15 protein-coding genes are annotated in these 14,561 nt (G+C 46.1%); 8 read left to right on the plus strand and 7 right to left on the minus strand.

Annotated elements, in window-relative coordinates; all coding sequences use genetic code 11:
* Positions 1–44: 44 nt before the first annotated feature.
* The 4 genes from ACLUXO_RS05030 to ACLUXO_RS05045 all read right to left on the minus strand — a co-directional run bounded on the left by ACLUXO_RS05030 (position 45) and on the right by ACLUXO_RS05045 (position 4,225).
* Positions 45–620 (minus strand): hypothetical protein, encoded by a 576-nt coding sequence (locus ACLUXO_RS05030; protein WP_412136592.1) that lies wholly within the window; start codon positions 618–620, stop codon positions 45–47.
* Positions 621–719: 99 nt separating this feature from the next.
* Complete coding sequence (locus ACLUXO_RS05035; RefSeq protein WP_412136593.1) at positions 720–1,142, minus strand: very short patch repair endonuclease; 423 nt, start codon at positions 1,140–1,142, stop codon at positions 720–722.
* Between the two features lie 28 nt (positions 1,143–1,170).
* Positions 1,171–3,021 (minus strand): Z1 domain-containing protein, encoded by a 1,851-nt coding sequence (locus ACLUXO_RS05040; protein ID WP_412136594.1) that lies wholly within the window; start codon positions 3,019–3,021, stop codon positions 1,171–1,173.
* Between the two features lie 16 nt (positions 3,022–3,037).
* Positions 3,038–4,225, minus strand: a complete 1,188-nt coding sequence (locus ACLUXO_RS05045) for a restriction endonuclease PLD domain-containing protein (protein ID WP_412136595.1) — start codon at positions 4,223–4,225, stop codon at positions 3,038–3,040.
* A gap of 263 nt (positions 4,226–4,488) precedes the next feature.
* Between ACLUXO_RS05045 and ACLUXO_RS05050 the strand changes: the two genes are divergently transcribed.
* On the plus strand, positions 4,489–5,631 hold the full coding sequence (locus ACLUXO_RS05050) for a DNA cytosine methyltransferase (protein WP_412136596.1): 1,143 nt from the start codon (positions 4,489–4,491) through the stop codon (positions 5,629–5,631).
* A 66-nt stretch (positions 5,632–5,697) separates the two neighbouring features.
* Here the strand turns inward: ACLUXO_RS05050 and ACLUXO_RS05055 are convergent, their stop codons facing one another.
* On the minus strand, positions 5,698–5,958 hold the full coding sequence (locus tag ACLUXO_RS05055; protein WP_412136643.1) for a nitroreductase family protein: 261 nt from the start codon (positions 5,956–5,958) through the stop codon (positions 5,698–5,700).
* A gap of 175 nt (positions 5,959–6,133) precedes the next feature.
* On the opposite strand from ACLUXO_RS05055, the gene ACLUXO_RS05060 reads away from it, so the two are divergent.
* Positions 6,134–6,319 carry a hypothetical protein gene (locus tag ACLUXO_RS05060; RefSeq protein ID WP_412136597.1) on the plus strand — a complete coding sequence of 62 codons (186 nt, stop codon included), beginning with the start codon at positions 6,134–6,136 and terminating at the stop codon, positions 6,317–6,319.
* Positions 6,320–6,395: 76 nt separating this feature from the next.
* On the opposite strand, the gene ACLUXO_RS05065 is transcribed toward ACLUXO_RS05060, so the two are convergent.
* Both ACLUXO_RS05065 and ACLUXO_RS05070 read right to left on the minus strand, forming a co-directional pair.
* Entirely contained in the window at positions 6,396–7,607 is a 1,212-nt protein-coding gene (locus ACLUXO_RS05065) for a L,D-transpeptidase family protein (RefSeq protein ID WP_412136598.1), read from the minus strand.
* Between the two features lie 94 nt (positions 7,608–7,701).
* Positions 7,702–8,337 (minus strand): hypothetical protein, encoded by a 636-nt coding sequence (locus tag ACLUXO_RS05070; RefSeq protein ID WP_412136599.1) that lies wholly within the window; start codon positions 8,335–8,337, stop codon positions 7,702–7,704.
* Between the two features lie 64 nt (positions 8,338–8,401).
* Here ACLUXO_RS05070 and yaaA point away from each other — a divergent pair, with 64 nt between their 5' ends.
* The 6 genes from yaaA (at position 8,402) to ACLUXO_RS05100 (ending at position 14,475) form a co-directional block, all read left to right on the plus strand.
* Positions 8,402–9,139 carry a peroxide stress protein YaaA gene (gene yaaA, locus ACLUXO_RS05075; protein WP_412136600.1) on the plus strand — a complete coding sequence of 246 codons (738 nt, stop codon included), beginning with the start codon at positions 8,402–8,404 and terminating at the stop codon, positions 9,137–9,139.
* Between the two features lie 180 nt (positions 9,140–9,319).
* Positions 9,320–10,723 (plus strand): FAD-binding oxidoreductase, encoded by a 1,404-nt coding sequence (locus tag ACLUXO_RS05080; protein WP_412136601.1) that lies wholly within the window; start codon positions 9,320–9,322, stop codon positions 10,721–10,723.
* Between the two features lie 315 nt (positions 10,724–11,038).
* Entirely contained in the window at positions 11,039–11,545 is a 507-nt protein-coding gene (locus ACLUXO_RS05085; RefSeq protein ID WP_412136602.1) for a TetR/AcrR family transcriptional regulator, read from the plus strand.
* Between the two features lie 34 nt (positions 11,546–11,579).
* Positions 11,580–12,638: an FtsX-like permease family protein gene (locus tag ACLUXO_RS05090; protein WP_412136603.1), complete on the plus strand. Its 1,059-nt coding sequence runs from the start codon at positions 11,580–11,582 to the stop codon at positions 12,636–12,638.
* A gap of 1 nt (position 12,639) precedes the next feature.
* Complete coding sequence (locus tag ACLUXO_RS05095; RefSeq protein ID WP_412136604.1) at positions 12,640–13,314, plus strand: ABC transporter ATP-binding protein; 675 nt, start codon at positions 12,640–12,642, stop codon at positions 13,312–13,314.
* 141 nt (positions 13,315–13,455) lie between these two features.
* Positions 13,456–14,475: a hypothetical protein gene (locus ACLUXO_RS05100; protein ID WP_412136605.1), complete on the plus strand. Its 1,020-nt coding sequence runs from the start codon at positions 13,456–13,458 to the stop codon at positions 14,473–14,475.
* Positions 14,476–14,561 lie beyond the last annotated feature (86 nt).

Consider the following 14,561-nt stretch of genomic DNA (forward strand, 5'->3'; position numbering starts at 1 on the left):
AAAAAGACTACAGTCCCAGTAAAAGGACTGTAGTCTTTTAGTTGCTATTTGAATGAAAGGTCTTTGTAACCATGGATAGAGACATTTTTGTATTGCTTAGCTAATGCCTTAGTTGGATAGTAGTTTGCCCAATTGTAGCCATTGAAGTATACTAAGACACCGACTTTTTTACCATTGATACGACGATTGACACGCCGGAAGGATGGGAAATGCTCTCTCATTGAGTACCAATAGCCAACGCAAAAGTAACGCTTCTTGTAAATACGGCTGTAATAACCGGCGACCCAGTGCTTGGATGCTTTTTCAATAGCTCTGTTCTCAGCTATTTGTTTCTTTGTCTGAGCGTAGTAATGGTAGCTAGGATAGCCATTGCGAGCATAGATGTGCATATTGTTTCCTAAGCTACCAGAAAATGTGTATTTGGTGAATTTAATGACATGTTTGTTGCTATCACGACCTACATCATAGCTATACCATTTGCCTCTTAAGTCTTTAGGTACAACGATCTGTTTACCTCGACCATATTTTACAGCGGAAACGGTTTGAGTATTATAACTGATAATAGTAATCAGTCCAAGCATAGCGCTCAAAACAGCTAGTACTCTTTGAAACTTCTTCATTCTTTTTTACCTCATAATTGTGAAAACCATGTTCACTAATTATGATACAACTTTATGTTAAGAGAAAGAAGAGAATTATTAATGATTTTGACTAATAATTCATTCATCACTGCGAGTGTACATCATGATCAATTCAGCGTAGTATTCTGGATTTTTGAGCACTTGTTTAGACCAAAAGCGCAATACTGTCCATCCCATTTCTTTAAGCTTTGTATTGACTTCTTGATCCCGCTTCATGTTGCGCTCGATTTTAGGAATCCAGTAGTCACGATTGCTCTTTATGTGTTTTTTGTAGTTTTCCCAATCATAGCCATGCCAGAATTCTCCATCGATAAATACCGCAACTTTGTATTTGGTGAGTGCAATGTCTGGCTTTCCCGGAAGATCTTTATAGTTTTTTCGGTAGTGAATGCCATTCTTCCAAAGGATTTTGCGAATGATGACTTCGTCCTTTCCTTCGGTAGAATGAACCTTGGACATTCGTTTGCTAGTCCTAGGGTTGGTCTTAAATTCATACGTCACAGGCTATTACCTGCCTATTCTTGAGGAACTAGTCAATCATATAAATGTTGCTAGTGCCAGGAAGTTTGATGTTTGGCACCCAGAGTTTCTTCCCTTCGGGCCAATTCAATTCTGGATTGTCACCGTTTACTTGATAGAGCGTTAAGACAAACTTGTCGGTAAATGCATTTGTAGCAGCCCAGTCATTTGGTGACAGTAAGGCCCGCATGCCATAGGTAATGTTACGGTCTCGTCTTACCATAAGCATGCCTGTAGCAAGTGGAGTCTTGTGCATTTCAGATTGAATCATGCTCTTGTATCCAGCAAAATTGAAGTTGTCATCTTCAAATTTGTCTAAAATCTTGATAATTAGCTGAAGAGGAACTGCTTGAGGTGCTTCAGTTCCATCAAACTTTTCCACCATTTTGGAAATCTCATCAAAAGTATTATTGTGAGGATTTGACGGGAAGTGGTTGCTGTTGCCTGGAAGAATGTTAAGCAAAGATTTGTCTAACACATTTTCACGTGTTGGATTTAATCCGTCAGGATAGCTGATAGTAATTTTTTCTCCTTTTCGGGCTTGCTCAACGATTGCGTTGTTTGTCTCATTAATTTCAGAGAACAGGTTGTACAGCTCGTGAGTAATAAAGAGACTGATAAGCCCCTTATCGCGATCATACCCAAACATTCTGTTGTGTTGCCACATTGTGTCTGCTTGTGGGTGTTTGCTCGTGCGTGCGTAATAGAAAGTATGTAGCTGACTAAACGTTACGCCACGACCAAGATTGGTACCACCAACTACGAAATTACACCCGTTTGCATAGTCTTCACTTGTATCAGCGCTTGAACCGTTTAACTTAACGATGTTGAATTCCTTCTTACTCAAGATTTTTTGAACGAGTTGATAGATATCTTCAAAAGACTGCTTTGGATCTTTTACAGGAGCAAGCGTGTCATATTCTTTCTTCATTTCATCTTTTAACTTAGGATCATCGGATGATTCAGAAAGCTCGTCAAGTACATTGCTGATTTCCCTTGCCGTTCTGTTGTGTTCTGACTGCAAGCGGCTTGTATGAATTAAGCAATTAGACACTTCATGACCCGTTAGGAAGAGTTGTGCCGTTACAACTAAATGTCGAATGACAACATCACGAGCTAAGTTTGAAGCAGATTCGCTGTCAATAAAGCGCACAAAATCTGGTGTTTTGTCTTTCGGAAAGAAGAAGTTGCCGCCAAGATAGGCGTCTCCTGGTTCGAAGTAGTCTACGAAAAGGGGATGCCAGCCGGAGATGCTTGATTGCAATAACAAGGATTGAGGAGTACCAGTCATTTGCAGGTAGATGCTGCTTTGGGCTGTATCAATAATATCTTGAAGATATTTATTGATCGATGACACTTTGTCTTGATTGACCTTGGTGTTCAAAGATGCGGCGTCTGCTTCATCGTCAATGATAAATAGTGGATTTCCTAAAAGCATGTTTGTATTTCTGAATCTATTTGCCCATGCTTTAAGAACTCGGTAATTCTTTTTAACAACAACTACTACGGGTTTATCACCGTGGTTCCTAAATTTTTGTTCTTCATTTTCGTTGCATACTACGAAATCCGTCAAGTCGTTTTTTGCCCGGTCATAGGTTTGATCTTGAAGAGTAGTATTGTCAGTAGTCAGAAACAGAAAGAAGGGAAATCCGAGGTCAACGGCTTCACACATTACCCCAAAAACATGTCCAGTCTTCCCAGATTGAATGTTGCCAAATAGGAGTCCCATTTGATGGGACGCATAGTCAAATTGTGACAGTCGTTTTTCTCCTATTTGCTTTGCGGTCTTTTCAATTGAATCAGCAAAGCCGGTTTTTCCTTCATTTCTGATTTTATCTATATAGTTATCTAAGTAGCCCATCAATTACTTCCTTAAGCTAATCACAAAAGTGGATCGTCCAAACATCTAAAGGCTCTTCTGTCCAGTTTTTCTTGTCCAGGCGGTTCTTTTCATTTCGTTTGAAGACTTTGCCAAGTCTCTTCTCATTGGTCTTGTGTAATTCGAGCGTCGTCATGTGAGACTGTTTGAGCATCTCCTCAGTTACCATACCAAGTCTATCAGGATCGCCATCTTTATTATCAAAAGGCTTTAGCAGCCCAGATGCAACTAAGCGACCTTTGATCCATCTACCAAAGATACGGTCATTACCATATGCTGTCAACTGCTTGTTATTTTGAGCAGTGGTATGTGCTTCGAACATGTATCCATCATCGGTTACCAGGAAAAACGGCTTGTCTTTTGGGTAATCAGGTTCACGGGTGATATCTACGCTAACAGTGATTTGGGTTTCGAACCAGTTTCGTGGAGTAACTTTACCGTTCTTGCCTTTTCTGCCGTTTCCGTAGCACACATTGATATTGGAACTTGCAAAGTCTTTTCTATCCGTACTGAAACGATTTGCATACTTTGGAGCTTTGATTGGAATGTGAAAGGAAATATCGTTCTCTTTTTCGTTGAAGTGTTGAACTGATGATTCAGTTAATTCAGATACATCTTCAATATTGGTCAATAAGTCGTTTCTTTCGTGAACAGTCTTGATCTCATCAATTTTCTCTACAGTGATACAACATTTCTCTAGCAAATTGGTGATAAATACAGATAGCTCTTGATTCTCTGCGATGTCTTCAGTCGTTTTAGAGAGTTCGTATTGACGTGAGGTACGGCTGGTTGGATCTAAGGCACCTAAGTTTGCAGATCCTAGAATGCTGAGAAACGGTTTGCCATCTTTCCAGAAGATGTACAGCTTGCCGTGATATTCCATACTTCTGACAATGTATAAGTCACCAATTCCACTGGCTTGCCACTTTTTGTGAAGACGAATTATTTCATTGCGAATGCTGCTGGGTATTCCATCAACGGAATACATTCCGCAAATCAGCTTAACGTCTTTAATATTATATTTTTCTACAAGTTCATCGACTTTTTGGAGCCCTTTTACAGAAACATAGCCTACTGCAATCTCAAGCTTATCAGATTGTGCAAGAGATTCTTCAAATTGTTCTGATATTACCTTCTTGCCACTTGGTTTAATCATCGGTCTAATATCTGTATACAAAATTGACATCAGTCATACCTCATTTCTAAGAAATTGAAACTATATTCTTATTAGTTCCATGCTCAATTAAATTCTATCAGCTAAAAAATAGTTTGTCAGAATTATGTGGTGCGCGTATTATTTGGCTGTATTACAGTGGAAATAGAGGTACGGTACATTATTATTGCCTGCTGCGTTCAAAAAAGGTAAAATGTTAGCATAGTCATATGCCAAAACAAATGTTTTGATAATGATTTTTGTAGCAAGAAAACTGATTACTGAGGAGCTCAAATATGATTTTTAGGACTGCTGAACTTTTTGCTGGCCCTGGTGGTGGAGCGTATGCCGCCAAGCAAAGCCATTTCGTAGACAAGAACGGCGTAGAATGGGGATTTACCCACGCTTGGGCTAATGAATATGATCCCGACACTGTTGAAACCTATAAGCGGAACATTCTTAATGATCCAGATGCAAAGACAGTCTACTGTGAAGATGTTCGTAATTTTAATCTAGATGACGATGAGAAGCTTGGAAACATTGATGCTTTAATTTTTGGTTTTCCATGTAATGACTACTCAGTGGTGGGGAAGCATAAAGGTCTTGAAGGGACTTATGGTCCACTTTATAGCTATGGCGTACATGTTTTGAAGAGATATCAGCCTAAAGTTTTTGTGGCTGAAAACGTTGGTGGGCTGACGTCGGCAAACCAAGGTGAAGCCTTCATTCAAATTTTGAAGGCATTGCAAGAAGCTGGTTACACTCTGACACCAAACTTTTACAAGTTTGAACAGTATGGCGTTCCTCAGATGCGACACCGTATCATTATTGTTGGGATCAGAAACGACTTAGCGGAAAAGGGGATCAAGTTCCATGTCCCAGCACCGACTACGCCAAACCCGTCTGACTACAAGACGGCGGGTGAAGCATTGACTAATCCACCGATTCCAGCTGATGCGTCAAACAATGAAATGACTCATCACAACAAACGTACTGTTGATATGCTTAATTATATCCCTGAAGGTGGCAATGCATGGTCGTTGTCTATTCCAGAAGAATTGCGTTTGCATGTTAAGGGGGCAAAACTCTCCAACATTTATAAGCGCTTGACCTTCAATAAACCGTCTTATACGGTAACGGGTTCTGGCGGTGGTGGCACTCATATGTATCACTGGAGTGAAAATCGCGCTCTAACAAATAGAGAGCGTGCGCGTTTACAGACTTTCCCAGATGACTACGTATTTGTTGGTGGGAAAGAAAGCGTTCGTCGCCAAATCGGTATGGCGATTCCTCCAGAGGGGATGAAGCATATTTTGATGGCCGTGCTTAAGACGTTTGCAGGCGTAGATTATCCGAGTGTTGAACCTACTGAGCGTTTACAGCCAGAAATCCTGTTCAATGTCAGTGGTAGCGAAGTCGCAAACTTAGTTAAACATTAATAGAGCATAAGAAAACTGTTTCCGGTAAGAGCTGGAAACAGTTTTTTGTATGTATTCAGACTAAGTTTAAGCGAATTCTGTTACATCCTTGACATCGTAGCGAACCGTGTCAGGAACGACTTCACTTGGGTCCGGCTTGCCAATGGAGATGGCCATTACCGGAATGTATTGTTCTGGATTTAAGCCAAATTCTGCGGCTGCTTTGCTTGCGTCATAGCCGGCCATTGGGTTGGTTTCGTAACCGTGTTCACGGGCAACCAGCATCAGTTGCATGGAGACGAGTGAGGCACCGGATAGACTTTCTGTTTTGCATGATATCTTTAAAATCGTTGTTCATTTTATTACCTCAAAGAATGTACGATTACATCTACATTGTAACCGATTGCACATAATAAACAACCATGTTTTACTGAAAATATTTTGTATCATCCGAACCGGAGAAAGCGTTATAATATAAGTAGTAGGAAATGGTCAGAGATGTGTGAGAAATAAGGTGAGCGTAATGAAGATGAAGCATGCTAAGAGAATTGCCCTTTTGCTGGCTTTAGGCTACGCTGGTGGCCAGGCTTTGAAGCGGTCAGCCCCGTTCTTGAAGGGGGTGCAGGCAGGTATCCTCATGGAGAAAGAGAAGAGAAAGCTCATGGAGAGCGAACCTGTCCAGAAACTTAAGGAATTATCTGATAAATAGAAAGATATCTTGCATACCAAAAAAAGGATCTACCTTCTCGATGAAGATAGATCCTTTTTCATATGTAATTTACGTTTTAGTAAACGATCACTGGCATGTGAACCGTAACCGCGTCCCAAACAGACTTGATTTCACTTGGCCGGATGTTGACGCAGCCGTGTGACCCGCCTTCCAGGTAGGCCGTGCTTGACCAGTCGGTCCGCCATGAAGCGTCGTGCAGGCCGCAGCCGCTCATGGTAAATGGCATCCAGTAGCTGACCTTGGAAGCGTAGCTCGACCCGTCATCGTTCTGCCCTCGCAAAGTCGCGTCCTGCTGCTTGTACATGATATACCAAACACCAGGTGGGGTGGCATTGTCGCCCTTGTTGGCCGTCCCTGTAACCACGTCAGATACAGTTACGACCACCTTGCCGTTGACCACTACCCACATGTCCTGGCTGGCGATTGACACAACTACATAGCTGTTGCCCAGCCCGTTGTTGCTCTTGCCGTAGCCCAAACCTTGCGTGGTGTAGCCTTCGCCATAGATGTGGTTCTTCCCGTCAATGGTCTTCTTGCCAGTCTCATAAGCTGACAGAACCGCCTTCTTGGCGCTGGCCGTCCAGATCCCCCAGCCGTAGCTTTGGTTGGTAACGGTGATGGTTGACCCGGTTGGCGTCTTGAACTTGTAGCTCTTGCCCAAAGTCTTGACTTCCTTGTTCATGGCCTCCAGTTTCGCCGTCAGCTTGCTTGCGTCGTCGTAGTGGACAGCGCCGTTGTAGTAGCTGACTTGGGTCAAGTAGTCCTTAGCTGCCAGGGTAAAAGTCTTCCCCGCTACAGAGTAGTTCACGCTGGCCGCGGTAATGGCCTTCAGCTTGCTCTTGCCCTTCTTCAGAGCCGTGTTCTCGTAATTGTAGCTCTGGTCAGTCGGCAGCTGGGTGTACTGCTTGTCAAAGTATTTCTGCACCCGTTCCTTGCTGATAGTTGTCAGCTTGCTGTCGCGGACAGAAGTAATCTTGCCGTCCTTGTAGACCAGCTTGTTCACGGCCTTGGCCTGGATCTTTTCGACCGCTTGGTCAACCGTCAGCTTGCCCACCTTGACGCCATAGATAGTAACGTTGGCGTTGAAGTGCTTCTTGTTATATGCCGCCTGCTTCTTGTTTTCCGCTAGAACGGTTGCCTGGTGCTGTTGGTAGGCATTGTGCCCCCAAATACCAGCGCAGGCTAGGGCGATAACCGCCAGGCCCGCGATAATCAGATACTTGCTGCCTTGAGTGTTTTTCTTCCGGTAGTCTTTGCGAGAAGTCATTAGTAACTCCAATCTGTTCATTAAAAAGATTGTGTTCAGTATAACACGAATCGCTTAGCGATTAAAATGTACGGAGGGATTTTTTAATATCATTTTAAAACTTCGTCTCCGCGATATCGTCCTCCGGCCGGTGGCCTTGAATCCGGATCAGTTGCCAGGCAAAAGGACTTTCCTGCTTCTTTAACTGAACCGTCAGGACTCCGTTTTCAAAAACAAAATCACATTCTTCCCGGCCGTCGATCCATTCGATCCGGTTTGGTTCTTCCGTTAGGCCTGTCACCTTGACCTCTGCAGGATAAGGGGCCTTTAAGAAAAGGTAGGCCTGGTAGGGCGCGTGCCGGTTGGTCAAGACAAAAGCCTCTGCCGCGTCGGCTGACAAGGCACTTTCCTGGCCTTCATTGACCGCGTGGCCAAACTTGTGCATCCAGGCGTTCAAAGCGTCTAAAGCCGCCTGGTCAGCTTCGTCTTCACCGTCCACGTCAACGACTAAGGCCTGGCCGGCCTTTCTGGCAGCTAGCAAAGCGTCCACGACTTCATCTGCCTTGTAGTGCTTTCCAGCTTGGTCTGGCAGGTAGGCGATGGTGTACTTTTCGCAGGCCGCTTTTAATTCTTCCCGGCCGCTGACGGCGCGGGCACCGATGTCCCTTGCCCGGCGGACCAGAGCATCCGCGTTTACATTTGCCCCAGTTGGGTTAAAATTTAAGATAATCGCAAAATCAGGGTTGATCATGCTTGCTCCTCCTTATTGTTAAACACATGTTTTATTTTACTAGATTATTAATAGGATGTAAAAAATGAAGATTGTAATTTCCCCCGCTAAAAAAATGCAGACAGACGGCGGCTTTTTGCCGAAAAGCCAGCCCGTCTTCCTCGACCAGGCTGAGGAGCTTTGGTCCTATTTGCATTCCTTAGATCAAGCTGAGCTGGAAAAAGTCTGGCGGGCCAATGCCAAAATCACCGAAGAAGCCCGGCAGATGCTGGCTGCTGACCTGACTCAGCCGCAAGTACCAGCCCTCTTTGCCTACAGCGGTCTGCAGTACCAGTACCTGGCCGCTGATGTTTTAGACCAAGCCGGACTAGACTACCTGGATCAGCACCTGCGCGTTTTGTCCGGTCTTTACGGCAGCCTTCACCCCTTTGACGGGATCGTGCCCTACCGCCTGGAAATGAAGAGCCCCCTGCCTGCCTTTAAGTATAAGAGCCTTTATGAATTCTGGGGAGAAAAAGTTTACCAAGAGCTCTACCAAGATGATTCCGTGGTCCTCAACCTGGCTTCCAAGGAATACAGCCGCCTCCTGGCTCCGTTCTTAAAAGAGGGCGACCGCTTGCTTGAGGTCGTCTTCCAAGAAGAGAAAAACGGCAAATGGCGGACTCAGGCAACTCATGCCAAGATGGCCCGGGGCCGTTTAGTCCGCTGGCTGGCGGAAGGGGGCCGGGACTTGTCCGACCTGCCGGACTTCACCGACTTCGGCTATGCCTTTGCCCCTGACCAAAGTGGGGCAGACCGGGTCGTTTTCCGGAAGAAGGCATGACGATTTTTCACAAAGTACGAAAAAAGAAAAAAATTTTACACTTTTAAAAGGTTGGGAAGCGCTTGCTGACCGGCCTTTTTCCTTTTGTGCAATAAATCATAAAATTGACAACGCTTTCAGATGTGATTTAATAGAAACAGAGATTGAAACACAAAAAAGAAAACTGTAAGGTGAGCTAGAATGGAATATCATAAGTTAACTGCTGAAGACATTGAAAACTTGCGGCCAATGATTGCCGACCCAGAACGTTTTATTACTGAAGTAACTGAACACTGGGACCACGACCAATTCAAGACTGTCCGGGCTATGCCTGACCTGGTAATCCAGCCAACCACGGCTGAAGAAGTAGCCAGCGTTTTGAAGTATGCCAGCGACCACGAAATTGCCTTGACTCCACGGGGCAACTCAACTGGTTTGATGGGGGCTAACTTGACTGTGCACGGCGGGATCTCCCTGGACATGGTTAAGATGAACAAGGTTATCGACTATGACCCAGCCAGCTTGACCATCACTGTTCAACCAGGCATCCGTCTGAACCAACTGGAAGAATTTTTGGCAGACAAGCCATTTACCTACATGCCAGCACCAGCTATGCACTGGGCTACTGTAGCCGGCAACATCAGCACCAACGCCGGCGGCTTGAAGGCTATCAAGTACGGGGTAACCCGTGAACACATCCGGGAAGTTAAGGTTGCCTTGACTGACGGCAAGGTCTACAAGTTCGGTTCCAAGTCAGTTAAGTCATCATCCGGCTACTCCTTGAAGGACCTGATCATCGGTTCAGAAGGGACTTTGGGCGTCATCACTGAAGCTGTTCTCCGTCTTTACCCAAGACCAAAGCACGCTTTGAACGCCATCATTCCTTTCCCGACTCTGGACGATGCCATCCAATCAGTGCCAGCTATCCTGGCTTCCGGCGTTGTGCCAACCACTGTTGAATACATGGGCCGCAAGGTCTTGAACCTGTGGGAAAAGTACTACGACGCAACTTTCCCAATCAAGGAAGGCGACGGCTTCATCATCCTGGGCATCGACTCCTTCACGGCCAGCGACGCTGAAGCCCAATTGGCGCAAGCTTTGGAAGCAGTCAAGCCATTCCACGCTTTGAAGGAAACTGTCTTGAACGCTGAATCAGACGAAGCCAAGACCATTTGGGACGCCCGTGAAAAGCTGCTTTTGGCCATCCAAAAGTCAACTCCGAAGATGGACGAAGTCGACGTTTCCGTGCCGATCAACAAGATTCCATTGGTTCTGCACCGGATCGAAGAACTGGAAAAGGAAGAAAACATGCGGATTCCTAACTTCGGCCACGCTGGCGACGGTAACCTGCACATCTACCTCTGCTCAGACGACATGACTGACGAAGAATTCGCCAAGAAGGGCGACACCGTTATCTCCGAACTCTACAAGACCGCCAAGTCAGTGGACGGCAACATGTCCGGTGAACACGGGGTTGGCTACGCCCGCCAGAACTACTACGAAGACTTCTACGGCAAGGACTACACCGACTTGCTCAGAAAGGTCAAGGGTCTCTTCGATCCTAAGGGCATCCTTAACCCAGACAAGATCTTCCCGTTAGACTAAAGCACGGTCCCTCCGCGCGGCAAGCTTCAAAAATCCGAAGCAAAAATAATCAAGAACTAATCAACTAAGCAAATCAAGAATTAACCAAAAACCGAAAAGAACAAGTACCTAACAATAAGTACATAAAAACAAAAACAACAAAACAACATTTTAATTTTTAAGCTTCACAAATTAATTATCACAGGGAAGGGCTGCTCCGGCAGCCCTTTTTTGTGCAAGAAAAATGACATCGCGTCACTTTTCTTGTTGACATGGTGTCACTTTAGGCATATATTAGAAAATAGTTGAGGGTGACACGGTGTCATGGAGGTAAAAATGGTCAAGGCAACTTTTGAGAATTTAAGCAAAGACAAGCAGGACCGGGTAACAGAGGCCCTGCTCAAGGAATTCAGCGCCCATACTTTGGCCAGCGCCCAGGTGGCGCGGATCGTCAAGGAAGCCGGGATTGCCCGGGGGGCCTTTTACAAGTACTTTGAGGATTTGACGGATGCTTACCAGTACCTGTTCAAGCTGGCCATGCGGGACCTGCACACGGGTCTGACCGGCCGGATGGGGGCAGACGAGCTCTACCAGATGACCAAGGACTTTGTAACCAAGGCTACTGGCAGCCAGTACTATGACTTGATCCGCCTGCACTACGCGGCTAACGAGGCCCTTTTGCCAAGCAAGAAGCCCCGGCAATTGCCGGCTTGTGCTTGGGCAGCTATGGCTTTGTCGCATGAGGCGATCAAGGATGCGCTGCTGGACCCGGAGAATGCCGCTTTTTACTTAGACCGGGAACGTGAGGCTTTAGAGAAGCTGTTTAGTAAAAAGGCGGACTAGGGGAAAGATATAAGAAAGGAAGAAAGCAGAAAAAATGTTTTTAGCATTAAAAGAGATCAAGCATGAAAAGAAACGCTACGGCTTGATTGTCTTCATGATTTTTTTGATCGCCTACATGATTTTGGCAACCTGGGGACTGGCTTACGGCTTGGCCCGGGAAAACACGGTGGCCCTGGAGGGCTGGCAGACCAAGAGCGTGGTTTTGAACAAGAATGCCAACCTGTCCATGAACAGCTCAATTTTGACCAAGGATGACCTAAAGAAGATCGACCTGACGGACAAGGAAGCCGTGGTCGGCGAACTGCAGGTAGTGGCCAAGAAGAAGGGCAAGACCGGGATTAACGCCCAGTACATGGGGGTTAAGAAGGGCGAGTTCATCTACCAGGATCAAGACCTAGTGGCCGGCCGCCGGGCGAAGAGCAAGTATGAAGTTACGGCTGACAGCCGCTTTAAGGACAAGGGCTACAAGCTGGGCGACAAGGTGACCTTGAACGGGTCTGACCACAAGTACACGATCGTCGGCTTCGTCAAGGATGCCAAGATTAACATTGAACCGATCCTGTATGGCTTTTTGCCAGCATGGAAGGAATTGAAGAACGTGGCACCGGGGATTGAAGCTTCCGGGATTATTTCTCAGCGGAAATTGTCTGTTAAGGGGAAGAACTTCAAGACTTACGGGGTTAAGGAATTTACGCAAAAACTGCCAGGCTACTCTGAACAGAACCTGACTTTTGAATTGATGATTTCTTTCATGTTTATCATCTCTCTGGTAATCGTGGCTGTCTTCTTGTACATCCTGACCATCCAAAAGCTGCCAAACTACGCGGTATTGCGGGCCCAAGGGGTACCAGCCAAGACCTTGATTTGGGCTACGGTCAGCCAGAGTCTGCTTTTGGTAACAAGTGCCTTGGTCTTGGCTCTTTTGGCTATCTGGGGCACGGCGGCCGCCATGCCGGCTTCAGCACCGATGGCCTTTACGCCAAGCATCTTTGTGGCAGCGATCGGCGGGATGCTGCTAATGGCATTACTCGGCGGACTCAACCCAGTTAGAACGATTTTGAAGATTGACCCGGTACAGGCAATTGGAGGCTAAGATGGCAGCGATTGAAATCAAGAACGTGAAAAAAGTTTACGGGCAGGGGGATGCAGCGACAGTTGCCCTCAAGGGGGTTGACTTCAGCGCTGATACTGGCAACGTGGTCCTGTTGATGGGGCCAAGCGGGGCCGGGAAGAGTACCCTGCTGACGATTATGGGCGCCTTGCAAAACGCAACCAGCGGGCAGGTGGAAATCGACGGCCAGGACATCAGCCAGTTGAAGGAAAAGGACCGCAGCCGCCTGCGCCTAAACAAGCTGGGCTTTGTTCTCCAGGCCTACAACCTGGTGCCGTACTTGACGGTTAAGGAACAGTTCCAGTTGGTGGACAAGGTGAAGAAGACTGGCAACTTGAGCCAGAAAGAATTAAAGGATCTTTTGGCTGACTTGGGGATTGAGAACCTGGTCAAGAAGTATCCGGAAAATCTGTCAGGTGGGCAGAAGCAGCGGGTGGCAATCGCCCGGTCCATGTACGCCAACCCGAAGATTTTGCTGGCCGATGAACCAACGGCATCGCTGGACAGTGAACGGGTAGAAGAAGTTGGCCGCTTGTTTAAGAAGCTGGCCAAGGACCACGGGAAGGCGATCATTTTGGTCACCCACGACCCGCGGCTGGAAAAATACGCTGACCACATCTACGACATGATGGACGGGCAGTTGACACAAAGAAAATAACAGAAGAAGGCTCCGCTCAGGCGGGGCCTTTTTTGACCGGATACGCAGAAAAATGACCGGATTTGAATTTTTGGCGGAAAAAATCTGGAAAAAGAGTATCCTTAAATAAGAAAACGAGTGAAAAATGTGAGGTCGTTAGGGATGGAAAAATTATACGAAATCTACACTGGCGGAGCTGAGGACAGTTTCGAAGTCGGGAAATTATTGTTTGAAGAAAACGGCTGGCAGCTCTACTTGACTTTGGATGAGTTGGGCCGGGATGATTCCCTGCTCCTAATCAAAAAGTCAGCGGTCACGCGGCTCTTGGATCAATCAAATTATTTGGCAGAGATCCAGCGCCGGCGGAAGCTGCTGGCGCAAAAAGGCCTGGCAGATCCTTTCAAGCTGGAAGACAAAGTTAGCTTAACTAAGTCAGTTGAAAGCTTTATGGACTTGTTGCCTGGGCAGGTTGTTTATTTTGGCCTGGAAGGCGAAGATTACCAGCAATGGGGCTATATTGATGAAATTTCTGCCGGGCAAGTTAATTTTGCGGCATATCCATCTGGCAAATACAAGCCTTTTGCAGGAGAAGTTGCTGTCAGTCAACTCCGGCGGCTAGCCGCTTTTTCAGGTGAATGGCTGCTGGACAATCCTAAGTTGCGGGATACTGAAGATGCAACGGAAGTTAGTTTGCGTGAAGTTCATCTGAAAGAAGATCCTGATTCATTTGCGGTTGGCCGGCGCTTGTGTGCTGATGACGACTTCAGCTTGTATTTGACTGTCGACGAAATTGGCCGGGATGACTCATTGCTGCTGGTTAAGAAGTCGGCCGTTGACAGAGTAATTGAACGATCAGAGTATTTGCAAGATGTCAGCCGTTGCCGGCGCCAGCTTAAGAAAAAAGGATTAGAAGATCCTTTTGAAGTTCAAGGTAAAGCAGCAAACATCAAGCAGATGCAGGACTTCTGGCGATTAGCTGCCGGGCAAGTCGTGTCCTTTGTCATGAAAGATGAGGAAGAAGCGGAATACGGCGTCTTGAAGAGCAAGGAAGGGGATGCCTTAAGCCTTGAGCAATACCCGTCTGACAAGTACGAGACTTTTGCTGGCCAGATCAACCTGGCTGAAGTTGACCGCTTGGAAGCCTTTGGCGGAGAATTGACTTTGGAAAATGACAATTGTTAGCGGGAACATATAGTAAAACTACCATCAAAATGATAAACTAGACAATGATGATTGCGCTTACATATTTTAGTCTGAATATCATTTTG

It is taken from the genome of Lactobacillus delbrueckii subsp. bulgaricus, assembly GCF_046938665.1.
GTDB lineage: Bacteria > Bacillota > Bacilli > Lactobacillales > Lactobacillaceae > Lactobacillus > Lactobacillus delbrueckii_C.

Bases quoted from the DNA above. Each gene is read 5' to 3' on its own strand.
- ACLUXO_RS05030 (WP_412136592.1), bottom strand. From the start codon at position 620: ATGAAGAAGTTTCAAAGAGTACTAGCTGTTTTGAGCGCTATGCTTGGA.
- ACLUXO_RS05065 (WP_412136598.1), bottom strand. From the start codon at position 7,607: ATGACTTCTCGCAAAGACTACCGGAAGAAAAACACTCAAGGCAGCAAG.
- ACLUXO_RS05100 (WP_412136605.1), top strand. From the start codon at position 13,456: ATGGAAAAATTATACGAAATCTACACTGGCGGAGCTGAGGACAGTTTC.
- yaaA (WP_412136600.1), top strand. From the start codon at position 8,402: ATGAAGATTGTAATTTCCCCCGCTAAAAAAATGCAGACAGACGGCGGC.
- ACLUXO_RS05090 (WP_412136603.1), top strand. From the start codon at position 11,580: ATGTTTTTAGCATTAAAAGAGATCAAGCATGAAAAGAAACGCTACGGC.
- ACLUXO_RS05040 (WP_412136594.1), bottom strand. From the start codon at position 3,021: ATGGGCTACTTAGATAACTATATAGATAAAATCAGAAATGAAGGAAAA.
- ACLUXO_RS05050 (WP_412136596.1), top strand. From the start codon at position 4,489: ATGATTTTTAGGACTGCTGAACTTTTTGCTGGCCCTGGTGGTGGAGCG.
- ACLUXO_RS05085 (WP_412136602.1), top strand. From the start codon at position 11,039: ATGGTCAAGGCAACTTTTGAGAATTTAAGCAAAGACAAGCAGGACCGG.
- ACLUXO_RS05045 (WP_412136595.1), bottom strand. From the start codon at position 4,225: ATGTCAATTTTGTATACAGATATTAGACCGATGATTAAACCAAGTGGC.
- ACLUXO_RS05070 (WP_412136599.1), bottom strand. From the start codon at position 8,337: ATGATCAACCCTGATTTTGCGATTATCTTAAATTTTAACCCAACTGGG.
- ACLUXO_RS05095 (WP_412136604.1), top strand. From the start codon at position 12,640: ATGGCAGCGATTGAAATCAAGAACGTGAAAAAAGTTTACGGGCAGGGG.
- ACLUXO_RS05080 (WP_412136601.1), top strand. From the start codon at position 9,320: ATGGAATATCATAAGTTAACTGCTGAAGACATTGAAAACTTGCGGCCA.
- ACLUXO_RS05060 (WP_412136597.1), top strand. From the start codon at position 6,134: ATGAAGATGAAGCATGCTAAGAGAATTGCCCTTTTGCTGGCTTTAGGC.